Origin of the sequence: Roseobacter fucihabitans (assembly GCF_014337925.2) — a bacterium.
Lineage (GTDB): Bacteria > Pseudomonadota > Alphaproteobacteria > Rhodobacterales > Rhodobacteraceae > Roseobacter > Roseobacter fucihabitans.
Window position 1 is genome coordinate 3875944 of record NZ_CP143423.1, and the last position, 14292, is coordinate 3890235.

Annotated in this window: 10 protein-coding genes and 2 pseudogenes; 6 read left to right on the forward strand and 6 right to left on the reverse strand. The window is 56.1% G+C overall.

Features of this window, described 5'->3' with window-relative positions; genetic code table 11:
* The first annotated feature begins 6 nt into the window (after nucleotides 1–6).
* Genes flgK through ROLI_RS19050 form a run of 3 tightly spaced genes read left to right on the forward strand, consistent with a single transcriptional unit; the run spans nucleotide 7 to nucleotide 3560 of the window.
* Nucleotides 7–1452, forward strand: a complete 1446-nt coding sequence (gene flgK / locus ROLI_RS19040) for a flagellar hook-associated protein FlgK (RefSeq protein WP_187428392.1) — start codon at nucleotides 7–9, stop codon at nucleotides 1450–1452.
* Between the two features lie 3 nt (nucleotides 1453–1455).
* Nucleotides 1456–2460 carry a flagellin gene (locus tag ROLI_RS19045; protein WP_187428391.1) on the forward strand — a complete coding sequence of 335 codons (1005 nt, stop codon included), beginning with the start codon at nucleotides 1456–1458 and terminating at the stop codon, nucleotides 2458–2460.
* Nucleotides 2457–3560, forward strand: coding sequence for a flagellar basal body P-ring protein FlgI (locus ROLI_RS19050; protein ID WP_187428390.1), 1104 nt, complete (start codon nucleotides 2457–2459; stop codon nucleotides 3558–3560). Before ROLI_RS19045 ends, ROLI_RS19050 begins: the two co-directional genes overlap by 4 nt.
* A 469-nt stretch (nucleotides 3561–4029) precedes the next feature.
* Here ROLI_RS19050 and ROLI_RS19055 read toward each other — a convergent pair.
* A pseudogene (locus ROLI_RS19055) lies at nucleotides 4030–5386 on the reverse strand (integrase core domain-containing protein).
* 68 nt (nucleotides 5387–5454) lie between these two features.
* Here ROLI_RS19055 and ROLI_RS19060 point away from each other — a divergent pair.
* The 3 genes and pseudogenes from ROLI_RS19060 to ROLI_RS19070 form a co-directional block, all read left to right on the forward strand.
* Nucleotides 5455–5780, forward strand: a pseudogene (locus ROLI_RS19060) (hypothetical protein); the annotation flags it as partial.
* 220 nt (nucleotides 5781–6000) lie between these two features.
* The gene (locus tag ROLI_RS19065; RefSeq protein ID WP_187428389.1) at nucleotides 6001–8028 is read left to right on the forward strand and encodes an NADPH-dependent 2,4-dienoyl-CoA reductase; all 2028 of its coding nucleotides are present in this window, start codon (nucleotides 6001–6003) and stop codon (nucleotides 8026–8028) included.
* Nucleotides 8029–8495: 467 nt separating this feature from the next.
* Nucleotides 8496–9401 (forward strand): LysR family transcriptional regulator, encoded by a 906-nt coding sequence (locus tag ROLI_RS19070; RefSeq protein ID WP_187428387.1) that lies wholly within the window; start codon nucleotides 8496–8498, stop codon nucleotides 9399–9401.
* A gap of 64 nt (nucleotides 9402–9465) precedes the next feature.
* Here the strand turns inward: ROLI_RS19070 and ROLI_RS19075 are convergent, their stop codons facing one another.
* The 5 genes from ROLI_RS19075 to ROLI_RS19095 all read right to left on the reverse strand — a co-directional run bounded on the left by ROLI_RS19075 (nucleotide 9466) and on the right by ROLI_RS19095 (nucleotide 14123).
* Nucleotides 9466–10416, reverse strand: a complete 951-nt coding sequence (locus tag ROLI_RS19075; protein ID WP_262386370.1) for an OmpA family protein — start codon at nucleotides 10414–10416, stop codon at nucleotides 9466–9468.
* Nucleotides 10413–10985: a peroxidase-related enzyme gene (locus ROLI_RS19080; RefSeq protein WP_187428386.1), complete on the reverse strand. Its 573-nt coding sequence runs from the start codon at nucleotides 10983–10985 to the stop codon at nucleotides 10413–10415. Before ROLI_RS19080 ends, ROLI_RS19075 begins: the two co-directional genes overlap by 4 nt.
* A gap of 3 nt (nucleotides 10986–10988) precedes the next feature.
* Entirely contained in the window at nucleotides 10989–11711 is a 723-nt protein-coding gene (locus ROLI_RS19085; protein ID WP_187428385.1) for a GNAT family N-acetyltransferase, read from the reverse strand.
* A complete protein-coding gene (locus ROLI_RS19090) occupies nucleotides 11708–12433 on the reverse strand; it encodes a molybdopterin-binding protein (RefSeq protein WP_187428384.1) in 726 nt (241 codons plus the stop codon). The genes ROLI_RS19085 and ROLI_RS19090 overlap by 4 nt, the downstream gene beginning before the upstream one ends.
* Nucleotides 12434–12653: 220 nt before the next feature.
* Complete coding sequence (locus ROLI_RS19095) at nucleotides 12654–14123, reverse strand: DUF6880 family protein (RefSeq protein ID WP_187428383.1); 1470 nt, start codon at nucleotides 14121–14123, stop codon at nucleotides 12654–12656.
* Nucleotides 14124–14292 lie beyond the last annotated feature (169 nt).

Here is a 14292-nt window from a genome sequence, read left to right on the forward strand (position 1 = left end):
CCAGATATGACGATTTCTTCGGCGCTATCAAATGCGATGACCGGTCTGCGTGCAGCAGGAACCAACTCCGAAACGATTTCCGCCAATATCGCAAATGCGATGACACCGGGATACGGCGTTCGAACAGTTTCGCTGTCTTCCTCACAGATCGGCGGCGTCAGCGTTGACGGCATCGTCAGGAACGTCAATCCGGCCCTTTTAGCGGATCGTAGCCTTGCGCAATCCGCACTCAGCAATGCAACGGATCGAACGACTTTTCTTCGGGGTTATGAAGATGCTTTGGGAACACCGGATAATCCGAATTCACTTTCATCTCGTATTGCCGAGTTCGAGAGCAGTCTGATCACCGCAAGCAGCCGGCCTGACGCACCTGAACGGCTGGAGGTCGTCGTAGACGCCGCGCGCGACCTGACGCAACTGATCTCATCTGCCTCCCGGAAAATTCAAGAGTCCCGAAGCGAGGCGGATCGCAACATCAACCTGCAAGTGAACCAACTCAATACGGCATTGGCTGGGGTCAAGGAGTTGAACCAGCAAATCACGCGAACCCAGACCCTGGGTGGCGACACGTCGGCGCTCCAGGACAGTCGGCAAGCGCTCGTAGAAGAGATCAGCGAGATAGTATCGGTTCGCCAAATCCCACGAGATCGTGGTCAAATTGCTTTATACTCGACCGGCGGCGCAATTCTTCTTGATGGTGGCGCGGCGGAGGTCGAATTTTCCGCGATGAACCAGGTGACGCCGTTTATGACGCTTTCTGGCGGCCAGCTTTCCGGTCTGACCCTAAACGGCTATGAGATACGCACGGATAGCATGCGTGGTGCACTCGGCGGTGGTTCTTTGGGCGCGCAATTTGAGATTCGGGATGAGTTTGGGGTTGATGCACAAACACAATTGGATGCATTCACCCGTGATCTCATCGAACGTTTTCAAGACCCGGCCGTCGACGCCACGCTTGCGGTGGGCGACGCTGGTCTGTTCACAGATGCGGGCATCGCGTTTGATCCTTTGAATGAAGTTGGTTTGTCCGAACGCGTGGCGGTCAATGCGGCGGTCGATGAAAAACAGGGCGGCGAAGCTTGGCGCGTACGCGACGGAATAAATGCCATCGTTCAGGGTGATGTGGGCGACTCGCGCCTTTTGCAAACCCTTTCGAGCACCATGACGGCAAAACGCGCGCCGTTGAGTGGCAGTTTCGGCAGCGGCGCTTTTTCCAGCAGCAATCTTCTCGCTACGCTGACATCCAAACTTGGAGCCGATCGAGCACAAGCCGAACAGGGTCAAACCTTCGCATCCACCCAGTTCAACGAACTTACTCAATTGGTCTTGGCCGATGGTGTGGACACTGATCAAGAATTACAAAGGCTTCTTCTTGTTGAACAAGCCTATGCTGCAAACGCACGCATGATCTCGGCTGCTGATGAAATGATGCAAACAATATTGAGGATTTAAAAAATGAGTTCTATATCGCTCGGTGATCTCGCGCAATCCTTCATGCTTCAACGACGCAGCGTTTCTCTGCGCGAGAACATGAGCCGTCTTACTGACGAACTTTCGAGCGGTCAGGTGGCTGATGTGCGCGAAGTTCTTTCAGGCAATCACAACTATCTAACAGGTCTGGAAAGATCCCTAGAAGTGCTGGATAGCTATTCCGTCGCAAATGCGGAAGTCACCTATTTCACTGGGGCCATGCAAACGGCATTAGACAGTGTTCAGACCTTTGGCAGCGACTTGGGGCTAGATTTGATTATGGCGGGAGGCGGACCAATCGGTGTCGTTTCCGGTAATCCTTCCGATAACGCGCGCATCCAGCTCCAGGGTATCATCAAGTCTCTTAACGGTGACATTGCGGGACGGAGTTTGTTTTCAGGGACCGCGACGGACCAGGCACCGCTCCCAAGCGCGGAAGACCTAATCGCGCAGGTAATGACCGTCGTTGCGGGCCAGACGACACCCGAGGATATTGTGGCGGCAGCGGAAGCCTGGTTTGCCGACCCCGCCGGATTTGACGCAATGTCCTATGCAGGCTCCACCACAGCGCTGGCGCCTTTTGTATTGTCCGAAACGGAGCGCGTCACTTTGGACATTCGCGCAAATGATGATGCGCTCAAAGAGCTCTTGTTGCACACAACTGTTGCCGCGCTTGGAAGTGATCCGGCACTTGGTCTCGATATACCGGACCAGTCGAAGCTATTCGGCATTACTGGAATCGGCTTGCAATCCAACCAAGACCAGCTCACGAGCCTGCGTGCAAAAATTGGCTTCACTGAGGAGCGAATAGCACTCATATCCGCACGCAATCAAGCCGAAGGCACCAGCACTGAATTTGCGCGCAATACGCTGCTTGAAGCCGACCCTTTCGAAACAGCTACGGAATTGGAGAGTGTGCAGTTTCATTTGCAAAGCCTGTACGCAGTTACGGTTCGCAGCTCGCAATTATCCCTCGTGAATTTCCTATGAAACATTTTGTGACATTTGCTCTTCTCTTGATCCTAAACGTACATCAAGCGTTCGCCGGCCCCGTAAGAATCAAGGACCTGGTCGAATTTGATGGCGTGCGCGGTAACGACTTGGTTGGCTATGGCCTTGTCGTTGGCCTGAATGGGAGCGGTGACGGGTTACGGAATGCGCCATTCACAGAAGAGATAATGTCGAATATACTTGAACGCTTGGGCGTCAATGTTGCGGGGGAACAGTTCAGGCCAAAGAACGTGGCCGCCGTATTTGTTACTGCCGCTCTACCACCATTTGCACGCGGCGGCAGCCAGATTGACGTAACGGTTTCCGCAATCGGTGACGCCAGCAGTCTGTTGGGGGGAACCCTCATCATGACACCGCTGAATGCCGCTGACGGCCAGATCTATGCCGTCGCACAGGGAACAATCATTGCCGGCGGGGTTGTTGCGGAAGGCAATGGTGCCAACGTTACACAAGGTGTCCCGACAGCGGGAACCATTCCATCAGGTGCACGTGTTGAGCGTGAAATCGAGTTTGATTTATCGAATTTGAACAATTTAAGATTAGCGCTGCGAGATGCCGATTTCACCACCGCTGGACGTATTGAGCAAGCCATCAATGCAGACTTTGGCCGACCGGTCGCATTTATGCTCGATTCGGGCACCGTTCAATTGAATATCCCTGAAACGAGAATGGCTTCTGTTGCTCACGCCTTGGGCCGCATTGAAAATATTTCTGTTTTACCCGAACGTAAAGCTAGGGTGGTCGTCGATCAACGTTCAGGGACGATTGTTATGGGTGAGGATGTTCGGATCTCACGGGTGGCCGTCTCGCAGGGAAATCTAACTCTGCGTATTGAGGAAGCTCCAATTGCCGTACAACCAAATCCATTTGCAGAAGGCGAAACGGTAATAGTACCCAGAACAAATGCGGAAATCGAAGAAGAACCAGGAATCGGACTAGCAGAAGTCCCCGACGGAACATCGCTGTCTGAAGTCATTGCCGGCCTGAACGCGCTCGGCGTCGCACCAAGAGACATGATAGACATCTTAAAAAGCATCAAGGCAGCCGGTGCTTTGCACGCGGAATTCATCGTTCGATAATCTGAAATTGCTTGTATAAGCACTTTCCAATAACGAAGCCGATTGGCCTCACCAATGATGTTTTTTGAGGCGGTCTACGCATGTTTGGCGATGGGTACCGTAAGCCCGGTCCACTACCTGGCTATTAGGAAATAAAAGCAAGACCTCGGAGGCTTGGTCGCTTTCATTTGCGGTCTTAGATAAAAAGTGCTTTCATTAGAACCGCAATATAAGCTTATTGGAACGCGGCGGTTCAGCATCCATGCTTTGAATTTAGCCGCCGATTTTTGGGACAAGACCATTTCAGTGCAATGAGCCCGCCTGTTATGGTGTCCTTCCAAATGAGCCCCACAAAAGGATGGAAAGATTGTTTTTGGAGCATCTGATGCTCTGCAATGTGGTCAATCTGAAAGCAACAGTACTGATCAAAAAAATACGCGGGCGTGTCGCCAACAGACATGACCTGACCTTTCCCCCGAGGCTCCCTCATTCATAACGAGAGTTTGCGGTCGTACTCGTCGTCGTCGGTTTGGGCAAGCGCGTCGTGCGCGGAGCCCTCAAATTGCTCAAGCGCCCGGCGCGCTTCTGCCGGCGTTTGGTTCTCCAGCGATGAATGCGGTCTGACGTTATTATAATCGTATCGCCAGAGGGCCAGCTTTCGACGGGCATCATCCAAGGTGTCGAAGATCTCCTCATTCAGCAGTTCGTCTCGCAGGCTCCCATTGAAGCTTTCGATGAAGGCATTCTGCGTCGGCTTGCCCGGGTCGATGTAATGCCAATCCACGTCGTTATCACCGGCCCGTTTCAGGATCGCACGACTGGTAAATTCCGTGCCGTTATCACTGACGATACAGGCGGGCTTTCCATAGACGCGCACAAGCGCATCAAGCTCGCGTGCCACCCTCGCACCAGTGATACTGGTATCAGCCATCCGTTGCCCGGCAGGCGATTTGGCAAAGCCAAACCTGCCGGGAGGAGGCACAGGTTCTCGCGGCAGCAGTCGTTGTTCATGGCTAACATACGGAACTTGCGCCCCTCTCATGCATGTAAACATGCATTGCCGGGCAATGGACGCACCAAACGTGTCAGACACAAAGTCCAGCGATCAGCGTTCACCAGGACGTAACGCAACAGGCATCGGTATTCCTGATCCTCGCGCTCGTTTGCGGCCTCGGCGCCGCCTGACGCCCAGCTTTTCCTCGGTGTAGAGACGATACAGCTTCTTGTGCCCTCTCATGCATGTAAACATGCACTGCCGGGTGACAGTATCATAATCATGCCTTTGCGTTCCAACAGCACGCCGATCCGGCCCCTCTCATCGATACTGCGTATCGACTGCCGGGCAGTGGGCGGTTTGTCGCGCCGGATGGTCTTGGGGCCGACACCCGTTGGCGGGCAACACATGCTTGCATGTGTGAGAGGGACAAGCCTGCACGCCCGACGTTGCGAGATATCATGATCTCCCATCGCCTTGCGTGCCGCAGCCCGTCGCACATGCGTTCGCCATCGTGCTCGAACCAATGGCGCATCAATGGCTCACCGTCAGTTCTTTCCCAGCAAATCTTTCAACATGACGTTGTTGAGCATCGTGTCCGCCAGAAGACGCTTCAGCTTGGCGCTCTTGTCCTCCAGCGATTTGAGGCGGTGGGTGTCAGAAACGTTCACCCTCGGGACATCGCTGCGCGATACCCTGCCGTGCAACGCATGCCGCCGTATTTTGCTTTGAATTTGCAGAACGACGCAGGGCTCAGACCATGTCTGCGACACACCTCTGCTGTCGGCATCCCAGCTTCCTGTTCTTTGATCATCCCGATAATCCGGGCCTCGGTAAAACAACTCTGTCGCATTTGTCTGCTCCTTCAAAGGCTGAACAAACTCTACATCAAACTGAGGGAAGTTTCGGGGGGCAGGGCAGAAACCGTTGCGTGAGTTGGAAGATTAGAATTTTCGGTTGAAGAAGATCGTTGCGGACTTGGTATTGGGTAAGGAAATTGCTCCAGGATGTTCTGAAGCGAAAACTCTAAGGTCCCGTTGCCCGGCAGGGCATTGCGCAGCAATGTCCCGGGAGCATGATCGCAAACGCACGCTAGTCGAGGAGATCAGAACGGATTGGCGGGTGTCGATCCGAAGAGCTTGTGCGCTTACCAGGTTCGATCCCCAAACATATCGCTACAAGGTCCATCTCTCACTGATCCAAGCATCGCCTGCCAGGCAACGGTTCGGCGCGATCAGGCTGCAATATAACAGCGGATCAAGGAAACTTGTCGAACCCGAGTGCGGTTTGAGCATCCATTGCCCGGCAGTCGATACAAAGTATCGATCAGAGGGGTCACGTGCATGTCCTGCGGCGGTGGGAGGGTCAAGATACCAACGCGCAGAAAAAGTGACGCTGCGTTCGACGTGACAGCAGATGTGTGAAAATGTGATCTCCAGGCAACCATAACCGGGGAGGTTTTTTTTCATGGCCAGCTATCCACATCTTCTGGCACCGCTTGATCTTGGCTTCACGACGCTCAAAAATCGCGTGCTGATGGGGTCCATGCATACCGGTCTCGAAGAAACCAAAGACTGGAACCGCGTCGCGGAGTTTTATGCGGACCGTGCGCGCGGCAAAGTCGGTCTGATGGTGACGGGCGGCATTGGTCCTAACCTTGAAGGGTCCGTTTTGCCGGGTGCTGCGATGATGGTCAGCCAGCAAGATGTGGACAATCACGCCGTCATCACGCAGCGCGTGCATGACGCGGGTGGTAAGATCGCAATGCAAATCCTGCATGCCGGCCGTTACGCTTATGGGCCTAAATGCGTTGCCCCCTCCGCTGTGAAATCTCCCATTTCCCCCTTCGCGCCGACGGCACTTGATGAAGAGGGTATCGAGAAACAAATCAGCGACATCGTGTCATGTGCAAAGCGCGCACAGCAGGCCGGATATGATGGCGTCGAGATCATGGGGTCAGAGGGGTATTTTCTGAACCAGTTCCTTGTGACACATACCAATAAACGCGAGGATGATTGGGGCGGGTCTTATGAAAACCGGATGCGCCTGCCCGTGGCTGTCGTGGCGCGGGTGCGTGAAGCGGTGGGTACAAATTTCATCATCATCTATCGGCTCTCGATGATTGATCTGGTACCAAACGGCTCGACGCACGCCGAGGTGGTGCAGCTCGCACAGAGGATCGAAGCCGCCGGAGCGACGATTATCAACACCGGTATCGGCTGGCATGAGGCACGCATTCCGACCATCGCGACCTCCGTGCCGCGTGCGGCCTTTGCCTGGGTGACCAAGAAACTGATGGGCAAGGTCGCCATTCCGATCATCACGTCCAATCGCATCAACACGCCGGAGGTCGCCGAAGAGGTGCTGACAACCGGTTGTGCAGATATGGTGTCGATGGCGCGCCCCATGCTGGCAGATGCGGATTTCGTGTCAAAGGCCATGGCGGGACGCTCAGCGCAAATCGCCCCCTGCATTGCCTGCAATCAGGCCTGCCTTGATCACACCTTCAGCGGCAAGATCTCCAGTTGTCTGGTCAATCCGCGCGCCTGTCATGAAACCGAATTGCAAATCACGCCTGCGCCCATTCAGAAATCTATCGCCGTCGTGGGAGCTGGCCCGGCCGGTCTTTCGGCGGCGATCACGGCGGCTGAGCGCGGCCATAACGTAACGATTTTTGATCGTGCTGATGAAATCGGAGGCCAGTTGAACATGGCCAAGCAAGTGCCGGGCAAAGAGGAATTCTGGGGGCTGGTCGATTGGTATCGCACCATGCTCAGCGATCTGGGGATTGTACAGGAGCTGGGTCGGGAAATCACCGCGCCAGATCTGAGGGGGTTTGACGAGGTCATCATTGCAACCGGTGTCCTGCCGCGCGATCCGGGAATTGCAGGGCAGGATGCGCCCAATGTTGTGAATTACATTGACGTTTTGCGGGGCAAAGCAGAGGTCGGCAAGCGCGTGGCGATCGTCGGGGCTGGTGGCATCGGTTTCGATGTGGCCGAGTTTCTGGTGCACGAGGGTATCAGCCCGACCACAAACCTTCCCGCATGGATGCACGAGTGGGGCGTTGCTGATCCGGCAGAGCACCGAGCGGGGTTGGCCCCGGAAGGACCACGCCCGCATGCACCCGCCCGCGACATTACCCTTTTGCAGCGCAAGTCGGAAAGACCGGGAAAACGCCTTGGTAAAACGACGGGCTGGATTCACCGCGCGGCCCTGAACATGAAGAACGTCAAGATGATCGGTGGCGTTAATTATGAGCAAATTCAGCCGGGCGGCATTCTGGTCTCTTACGGCGAGGGGCGCGAAACCCCTGATTTGATTGAGGTGGATACAATCGTGCTCTGCGCAGGTCAGGTATCGGAACGAAGTTTGGCAGATACGCTGCAAGCACAAGGGACCACTTGCCATGTGATCGGCGGTGCCGATGTGGCAACGGAACTGGACGCAAAGCGAGCGATTGATCAAGGAACAAGGCTGGCAGCGGTGCTCTGACCCGTTGTTGAAACCGCTGACCTGATCTGCGCAGGTAAGCTGCGAGAGGACACGACATCGGTCTGGTCGACAGGAAAACGCGCGTACAAGCCGTCCGTGCGGGATGACCCAGGGCATACCCGGCCCCGTGGCGTTTTTACATGTCGTTGACCGGGCACCGGGGCTGGGCTGAGGCAGTCGCTCAGTCAACTTGTTTGCGGGCTCTTGAAAAAACCGAAGGGTTTGAGCCGGGAACGCATTTGGACTGTTGGGCGCGCGGCGGTCACGGGTTCGTCTTGATCGGCGATATGAGCCCAGTACCCTTGCCAGACGCCACCGGAATTTTGCAGCCCGCTTAAACACGTAGGGGCTGGTTTCCATGGCCTGAACGATCAGGCTTAAATCTCGATACTGTCGCACCCATGCCCCTTTTCTGCCCCAATTGCGTGACAGAAATCCCCTGTTCGCTAGATCAGCAAGGGATGCAAATGGACCGCCTGACAGAAATGGAAGCCTTCGCAATGGTCGTGGATCAGGGTGGTTTTACCGACGCGGCCCGCAAGATGGGGATTTCCAAATCGGCCGTGTCGAAACATGTATCTTCGCTTGAGGCGCGGCTCGGTGCCCGGTTGCTCAATCGCACTACGCGCCGCGTCAATCCAACGGAAATCGGCTTGGCTTACTATGACCGCGCGCGCCGCGTTTTGAACGATGCCGGAGAAGCAGACGCCCTTGTGACGTCCATGCAAAGCGAGCCCTCCGGCCTGTTGCGCATCTCCGTTGCAACGGATTTTGGGGTGAATCACCTCTCACCCGTGTTGAATGAATTTTTGTCAGACTTCCCCGACATCACGGTGAATATGGAATTGAACAACCGGTATGTGGAGTTGATTTCCGAAGGCTTTGACATGGCCGTGCGCATTGGGGAGCTTGAGGATAGCAGTTTGCGGGCCCGTAAACTGACCGAAACCACCAAACGCATGATTGCCAGCCCGGCGTATTTCAAGAAATATGGCCGACCGGAAAAAATCGACGACCTCAACGCCCATAAATTGCTGCATTATTCCAACCAATCCTCGGGCAATGTCTGGAAATTGACCGCGCCTTCGGGTGAAAAGCGCCAGGTCAGAACGGCTGGCTGGCTCAGCGTTAACGACGGGCAATCCCTTTTGAACGCTGCGATTTCCGGTCTGGGGATCGCCTATCTGCCCAGCTATCTCTATGGGGATGCCATGGAAAAGGGGCTGATCGAAGATGCAATTCCCGCTTTGCCCTTTGAAACGCACGGGATCTACGCGGTCTATCCGCCGGGACGATTTATACAGCCCAAGGTGCGTGCCTTTCTGGATTTCCTAGCGCGTTCCTTTGCCGAAAAAGGACCCTCAAAATGGTAATATCGGCGCTCTTTTAGGGTGAGCTTGCAGCGCCTCACATCCTATGATGATCGCTAAAAATTGCCTATTCCACATTGAGGCTGATCGCCTCAACACGGCGGTTCTGACTGCGGCCCTGCGCGGTGGCGTTGGTGGCAACCGGGGCCAGATACCCCATACCTTCAGCATCCAGACGGGCGGGTTCAATGCCATAGTCTTCGATCAGACGCGCCCTGACCGAGCGGGCGCGGGCGCGGGATACGTTGATATTCACGTCCAGATCCCCCACCATATCCGTATGCCCGACCAATGCAACGCGCAGCTCGGCGTCATCGGACATGATCTTTGCCAATCGCTCCAGCGAAGCAAAGGGGCCGGGCCCCAAATCGGTTGAACCCAACGCAAAATCCAGATCGCTCAGAATGACAAAACCACGCGCCATAAGGTCACCGGTCTGCACGCTGGCGGCGGTCGAGGCCAGGCCTTCCACCTCCGCGCCTTCGTCGGGCGGCGTTTGCACATCGCCAATTGCGGAATCCGAAACGGCGGTGATGATCTGCACATAGGCCGCCGCCGCCGTTACGCTGACAAGCACGCTGACAGTTTCATCCGGTTGCTCAGGCGGACCCTTGAACGCCGTCAAATAGCGATAACGGGCAATATTGACGTACATGTTTGGCCCTGGCAGCACCTCGATGGCAAACCGAAAATCAAACCCACCGCAGGCTTTGCTGACGCATTCAAATGCGACGTCAAACCCCAGCGTTTCGAGTTGCGCGCGCAGAGGTGCCATGACCTGAAGCGACGTCAATCCGCTGGTATCGATCCGCCAAGCGGCACGTTCAATGAAGCCCTCCACCGTTTGGGATGGCACGCCTCCGTCTGAAAACACCGCTATCGGTGCTGCAAAACTATCGCGTGCGCTGTCCCGCTGGGCCGTAAGACGGGCCACATCCGGCAGGACAAGATCGGCTAACGCGGCGCTGGCCATCCCACAAGCGGCCATGACAGCATAGGAAACCAGCCGCAGGCTCATCTGGCCTGCGCATGATATTCATCATTGGGCCGCATTAAAGTCGCGCTCGCCACGCGGTTGGTCATGTTGAAAAATCCGGCCACATTGGCAATGTCCCAGATGTCGTGATCCGTAAACCCGACTTGCCGAAGCGCATCACGGTCGCTTTCGCTGATCGTCGCGCTTTGACTGGTCATAAGGGCGGCAAAATCCAGCATGGCGCGCTGACGCGCATCCAGATCGGCCACCCGGTAATTCATCACGAGGGCTTCGCCCAGCCGCGCATCCCCCGACATCGCCCGCACGGCGGCCCCATGCGCAACGAGGCAGTAAAAGCACTTGTTGATCGAGGAGACCACCACCGCGATCATTTCGCGCTCCAGTTTGCTCAACCCGGACGGTGCCAGCATCAGGTTATTATACATGCCGGTAAACGCATCCAGCTTGTCTGTATCAAAAGCATAGGCTCGCAGCACATTGGGGATCATGCCCAGCTTTTCCTGGCACAGATCGAAGTACTTCTGCGTTTCGCTCGGAAGCGGATCGACCATAGGCAGGTTCAGGGCGGTCGAGTTTGCGGTTTCAGCCATGTCTCAATTTCCTTGCGCAGGTTTATGCCGGTAATGGTACTGCCCCGCCAGTTCAAAGCCCAGAGAGGAATAAAGCGCATTCGCCGGCTTGTTTGCTTTGGTACATAAAACCGAAATGCGCTCGGCCCCGTGCTGTTGCCCCCAAAACGCCGCCGCGCGCATGGTCCAGGCGGCAACGCCCTGCCGTCGTTGGGCGGGCAGGATTTCAACGGCGTGAACCATGCAGATGCCATTGCTGATCGCGGCAAAAGCAGTCCCGGCAGGCTTTTCGTTCCAACGCGCCAGAATCCCCGTTTTGATATCCGCACGGTCCATCACGTCGAGCCGTTCCCTGGTGATGCCCCCCTGCGCCCAGATTTCCGTCATAATCGCCAGAGGTTCCCAGATGCAAAACGCCGTCACACGCGGCATGGGTATATCCGTCAGACGCGTGATCGCCGAATCATAGACGTTCGTCGGATCAACGATGCCATAACCCTCCAATTCCAATCGCTGGTCTAGCTCCGCATCCTGTGGGCGGATCATAAAAAGCGGGTCTTGGTGCCACCCGGTCATCTGCGAAACGGCTTGATCTATATCGCTGGCCCGCACAGGCCCGATTGCCGTAGCTGCCGACACCCGCTTGCCCCCGCCCCCGCCACGTCGCAGCGTCCAGGTCGGCAAAATCCGAATTTCCGCAGCAGGCCAAGTCCCATCGATGGCCGCAAAGATATGCGTCGCCGTCATTGTGGAAATGATGCGGCGAGCCGCTCGATTACGCCCTGCACCAGATCGCCATCAGCCCCGCGCACAACGATGTTGGAGCCATATTTGCCGTTTTGCAGCTGAAACGGATAAGAACCCATGCTGAGCATCGGAAATTCAGCCGCCAATGCGCCCAGAGGTCCCGCAATATCGCCCTCGCCGCGTTCAATTCGCAAGGTCTGTGAAACCAGCGGTGCCCCACCTGTGAGGCCGGGCAGCAGGCTTTCAACCATGGCCTGAAACACCGACGGCACGCCGGCCATGACATGCACATTTCCCAGCGTGAACCCCGGTGCCGCAGACACCGGGTTTTCGATCAGCGCGGCACCCACCGGAATCCGGGCCATGCGCAGGCGAGCTTCATTCAGAACGGTCCCGGTTTTGGCATAATGCGCCTCCAGAATGTGGCGGGCGTCGTCCCTGACGTCGATAGGTTTGTTAAACGCGGCAGCGATACAATCTGCGGTGATATCATCATGGGTCGGACCGATCCCACCGCTCGTGAAAACATGATCGTTTTGAGCAGCAAGCGCCTGTACCGCGCTGATGATTGCGGCGCGATCATCGCTTATGACGCGCACCTCGCGCAGATCAAAACCGGCCAGCGAGAGTTTTCCCGACAGGTGGTACATATTGGCATCGCGGGTGCGCCCGGACAGGATTTCGTCGCCGATCACAAGCATGGCGGCGGTCGGATTTGGCATGATTGGACACTCCCTCGGTCTCATCTCTTTAATGGTATAGGCCTGCATCCGGGGGCTTTCAAACCGAACTTGTCTTTAACCAAAGGCTGTCTTTGATAAACCCTTTTGGCAGGTCTGCGAGGAATACCACAGGCCGTTGGTCTTTTGGGCGGCTTGCGGAAGGGTGTCGCAGGTTCCTGCTCTGGCGCGCTTTTTCGACCAGTTCGTTGATAGGGTGGGATTACTTCCGGGTTTCGAGATGACCCGGATCAAGCCAAACCACAGCGGTTACCTTTGCCCAAAAAGAGGATTTACGTTCATGTTGGCTCTGAAGCGCCTTGATGTATTTTTCATGCGTCGCGAAGGCACCATAATCCGTGATCTGTGCATCCAGCGCAGCGCAATCCGCAAGGTGATCGGCGGCGTGGCCATATCGTGAGGATCGACCCTGCCCAAGCGCAAAATCGATCATCGCGCGCCATAGCAATACAGCGGCGCGCGGGTGCCGTGATCGCAACGCCTCAGCGGCCGGCGTCAGTAAAAGATAGTGATCGCCGTTTACTTCATCGGCGCGGGTTTCTATCAATCGAGCCGCTGTCAGCAGATCAGGCCAGTCGATACAGAACGCCAAAGCGGTTGAGAACTCCGGAAACGCGAGGACATGGGCCTTGGCCACCTCTTCGGCTTCGACATCCTCGAAATCCGGTAGCGTTTTCAGAAAATCACGCAGATGTCGCGCGCTCAGAGCGCCGGAAAAACAGGCCCAGCGGTGGGTCTGGGCCTCTTGGTTCCGCCCAAGCGCCACAAGGCTTGCGATATAGGCATCATCCCATGCCTCTTGTCCCAGGCTGCGGTCGTCTTGCTCAGACCCAAGCAGCAGCGCAAGAGCATCCTCTGCCCGCGCATCGGCAAGCAAAATCCCCGCGACCTCAGCTGAGACGTCTTTGCGCTGCAGATCTTCCTCCGTGTATTGCGCAATATAGGCCCTCGTGTCGCCAGCCGTCGCCGCGATTTCCTGAAGGCACCATTTCACGAAACGCGATTTGCGGTCCACAGCATAGGTGTCACCGCCGCGCAATTGGCGTAAAAACTGGATCGCCTCATGATCTTCGGGGGCCTCTTCAAGCGGGGCCGCGGCATAGGCCTCCACATTTCCCCTTAATCGCTCCAGACCCGATGACCCGAGAGTGGGCCCCAGAAGAGGGATGATGCCGTCCCATTCTCCATATCCATTGTCCTGCACAACGCCCCATATGCGGTCCGCAAGCCTTACGGGATCAATCAGCGCGCGCGGCGCGATCTCGCCGAAATGCGCGATTGCGGAGCGAAACACATCGCCGACATCGCCCCGGCTATCATCCACACGTTCGTAGATGGAAGGGGCGATCTCAAGGAATTGCCACAACAGATCAAAAGCGGTGGTCGCATCTTCCGGTGCGATCTTTTCAACGATCATGGCAAGCTGTGTCCTGAGGTCCTTGATCAGCGCCTTGCGCTTGCGCCAGCTTACAAAACTGTTCGATCTTCGCAGGGACAAGAGCCGTTTACGCACCTCTCGGGCCAATTCTGACGCCCCGAGGCTGTGGCTCAATTCCAGACGCAATCGGCGTTTGATCTCGGCACTGCCGGTGCTGACCTCAATCAAAAGTGCGGCCAGCCTCTCCCCACCCAGAGCCTCAAGGTTGGTTTTATTCAGGGTCTTTTTTGACATCAGCCGATTTTGGCACCTGATGCGTCGGAAGGGAAGGGGATCCCTTCATGATGCGGGGCGCGCGATCATGCCTGCACCACTTTCAATTGCGCATGACGTCAAAAGCCAGCGCAGCGAAATCCGTACCACGGTTTCGAAACGACAGTCAAAAACAGGGACGGGACGGTTC

What these genes read in the sequence shown, in the direction of transcription:
- flgK (WP_187428392.1), top strand. Translation starts at nt 7, where the DNA reads ATGACGATTTCTTCGGCGCTATCAAATGCGATGACCGGTCTGCGTGCA.
- ROLI_RS19045 (WP_187428391.1), top strand. Translation starts at nt 1,456, where the DNA reads ATGAGTTCTATATCGCTCGGTGATCTCGCGCAATCCTTCATGCTTCAA.
- ROLI_RS19050 (WP_187428390.1), top strand. Translation starts at nt 2,457, where the DNA reads ATGAAACATTTTGTGACATTTGCTCTTCTCTTGATCCTAAACGTACAT.
- ROLI_RS19065 (WP_187428389.1), top strand. Translation starts at nt 6,001, where the DNA reads ATGGCCAGCTATCCACATCTTCTGGCACCGCTTGATCTTGGCTTCACG.
- ROLI_RS19070 (WP_187428387.1), top strand. Translation starts at nt 8,496, where the DNA reads ATGGACCGCCTGACAGAAATGGAAGCCTTCGCAATGGTCGTGGATCAG.
- ROLI_RS19075 (WP_262386370.1), bottom strand. Translation starts at nt 10,416, where the DNA reads ATGAGCCTGCGGCTGGTTTCCTATGCTGTCATGGCCGCTTGTGGGATG.
- ROLI_RS19080 (WP_187428386.1), bottom strand. Translation starts at nt 10,985, where the DNA reads ATGGCTGAAACCGCAAACTCGACCGCCCTGAACCTGCCTATGGTCGAT.
- ROLI_RS19085 (WP_187428385.1), bottom strand. Translation starts at nt 11,711, where the DNA reads ATGACGGCGACGCATATCTTTGCGGCCATCGATGGGACTTGGCCTGCT.
- ROLI_RS19090 (WP_187428384.1), bottom strand. Translation starts at nt 12,433, where the DNA reads ATGCCAAATCCGACCGCCGCCATGCTTGTGATCGGCGACGAAATCCTG.
- ROLI_RS19095 (WP_187428383.1), bottom strand. Translation starts at nt 14,123, where the DNA reads ATGTCAAAAAAGACCCTGAATAAAACCAACCTTGAGGCTCTGGGTGGG.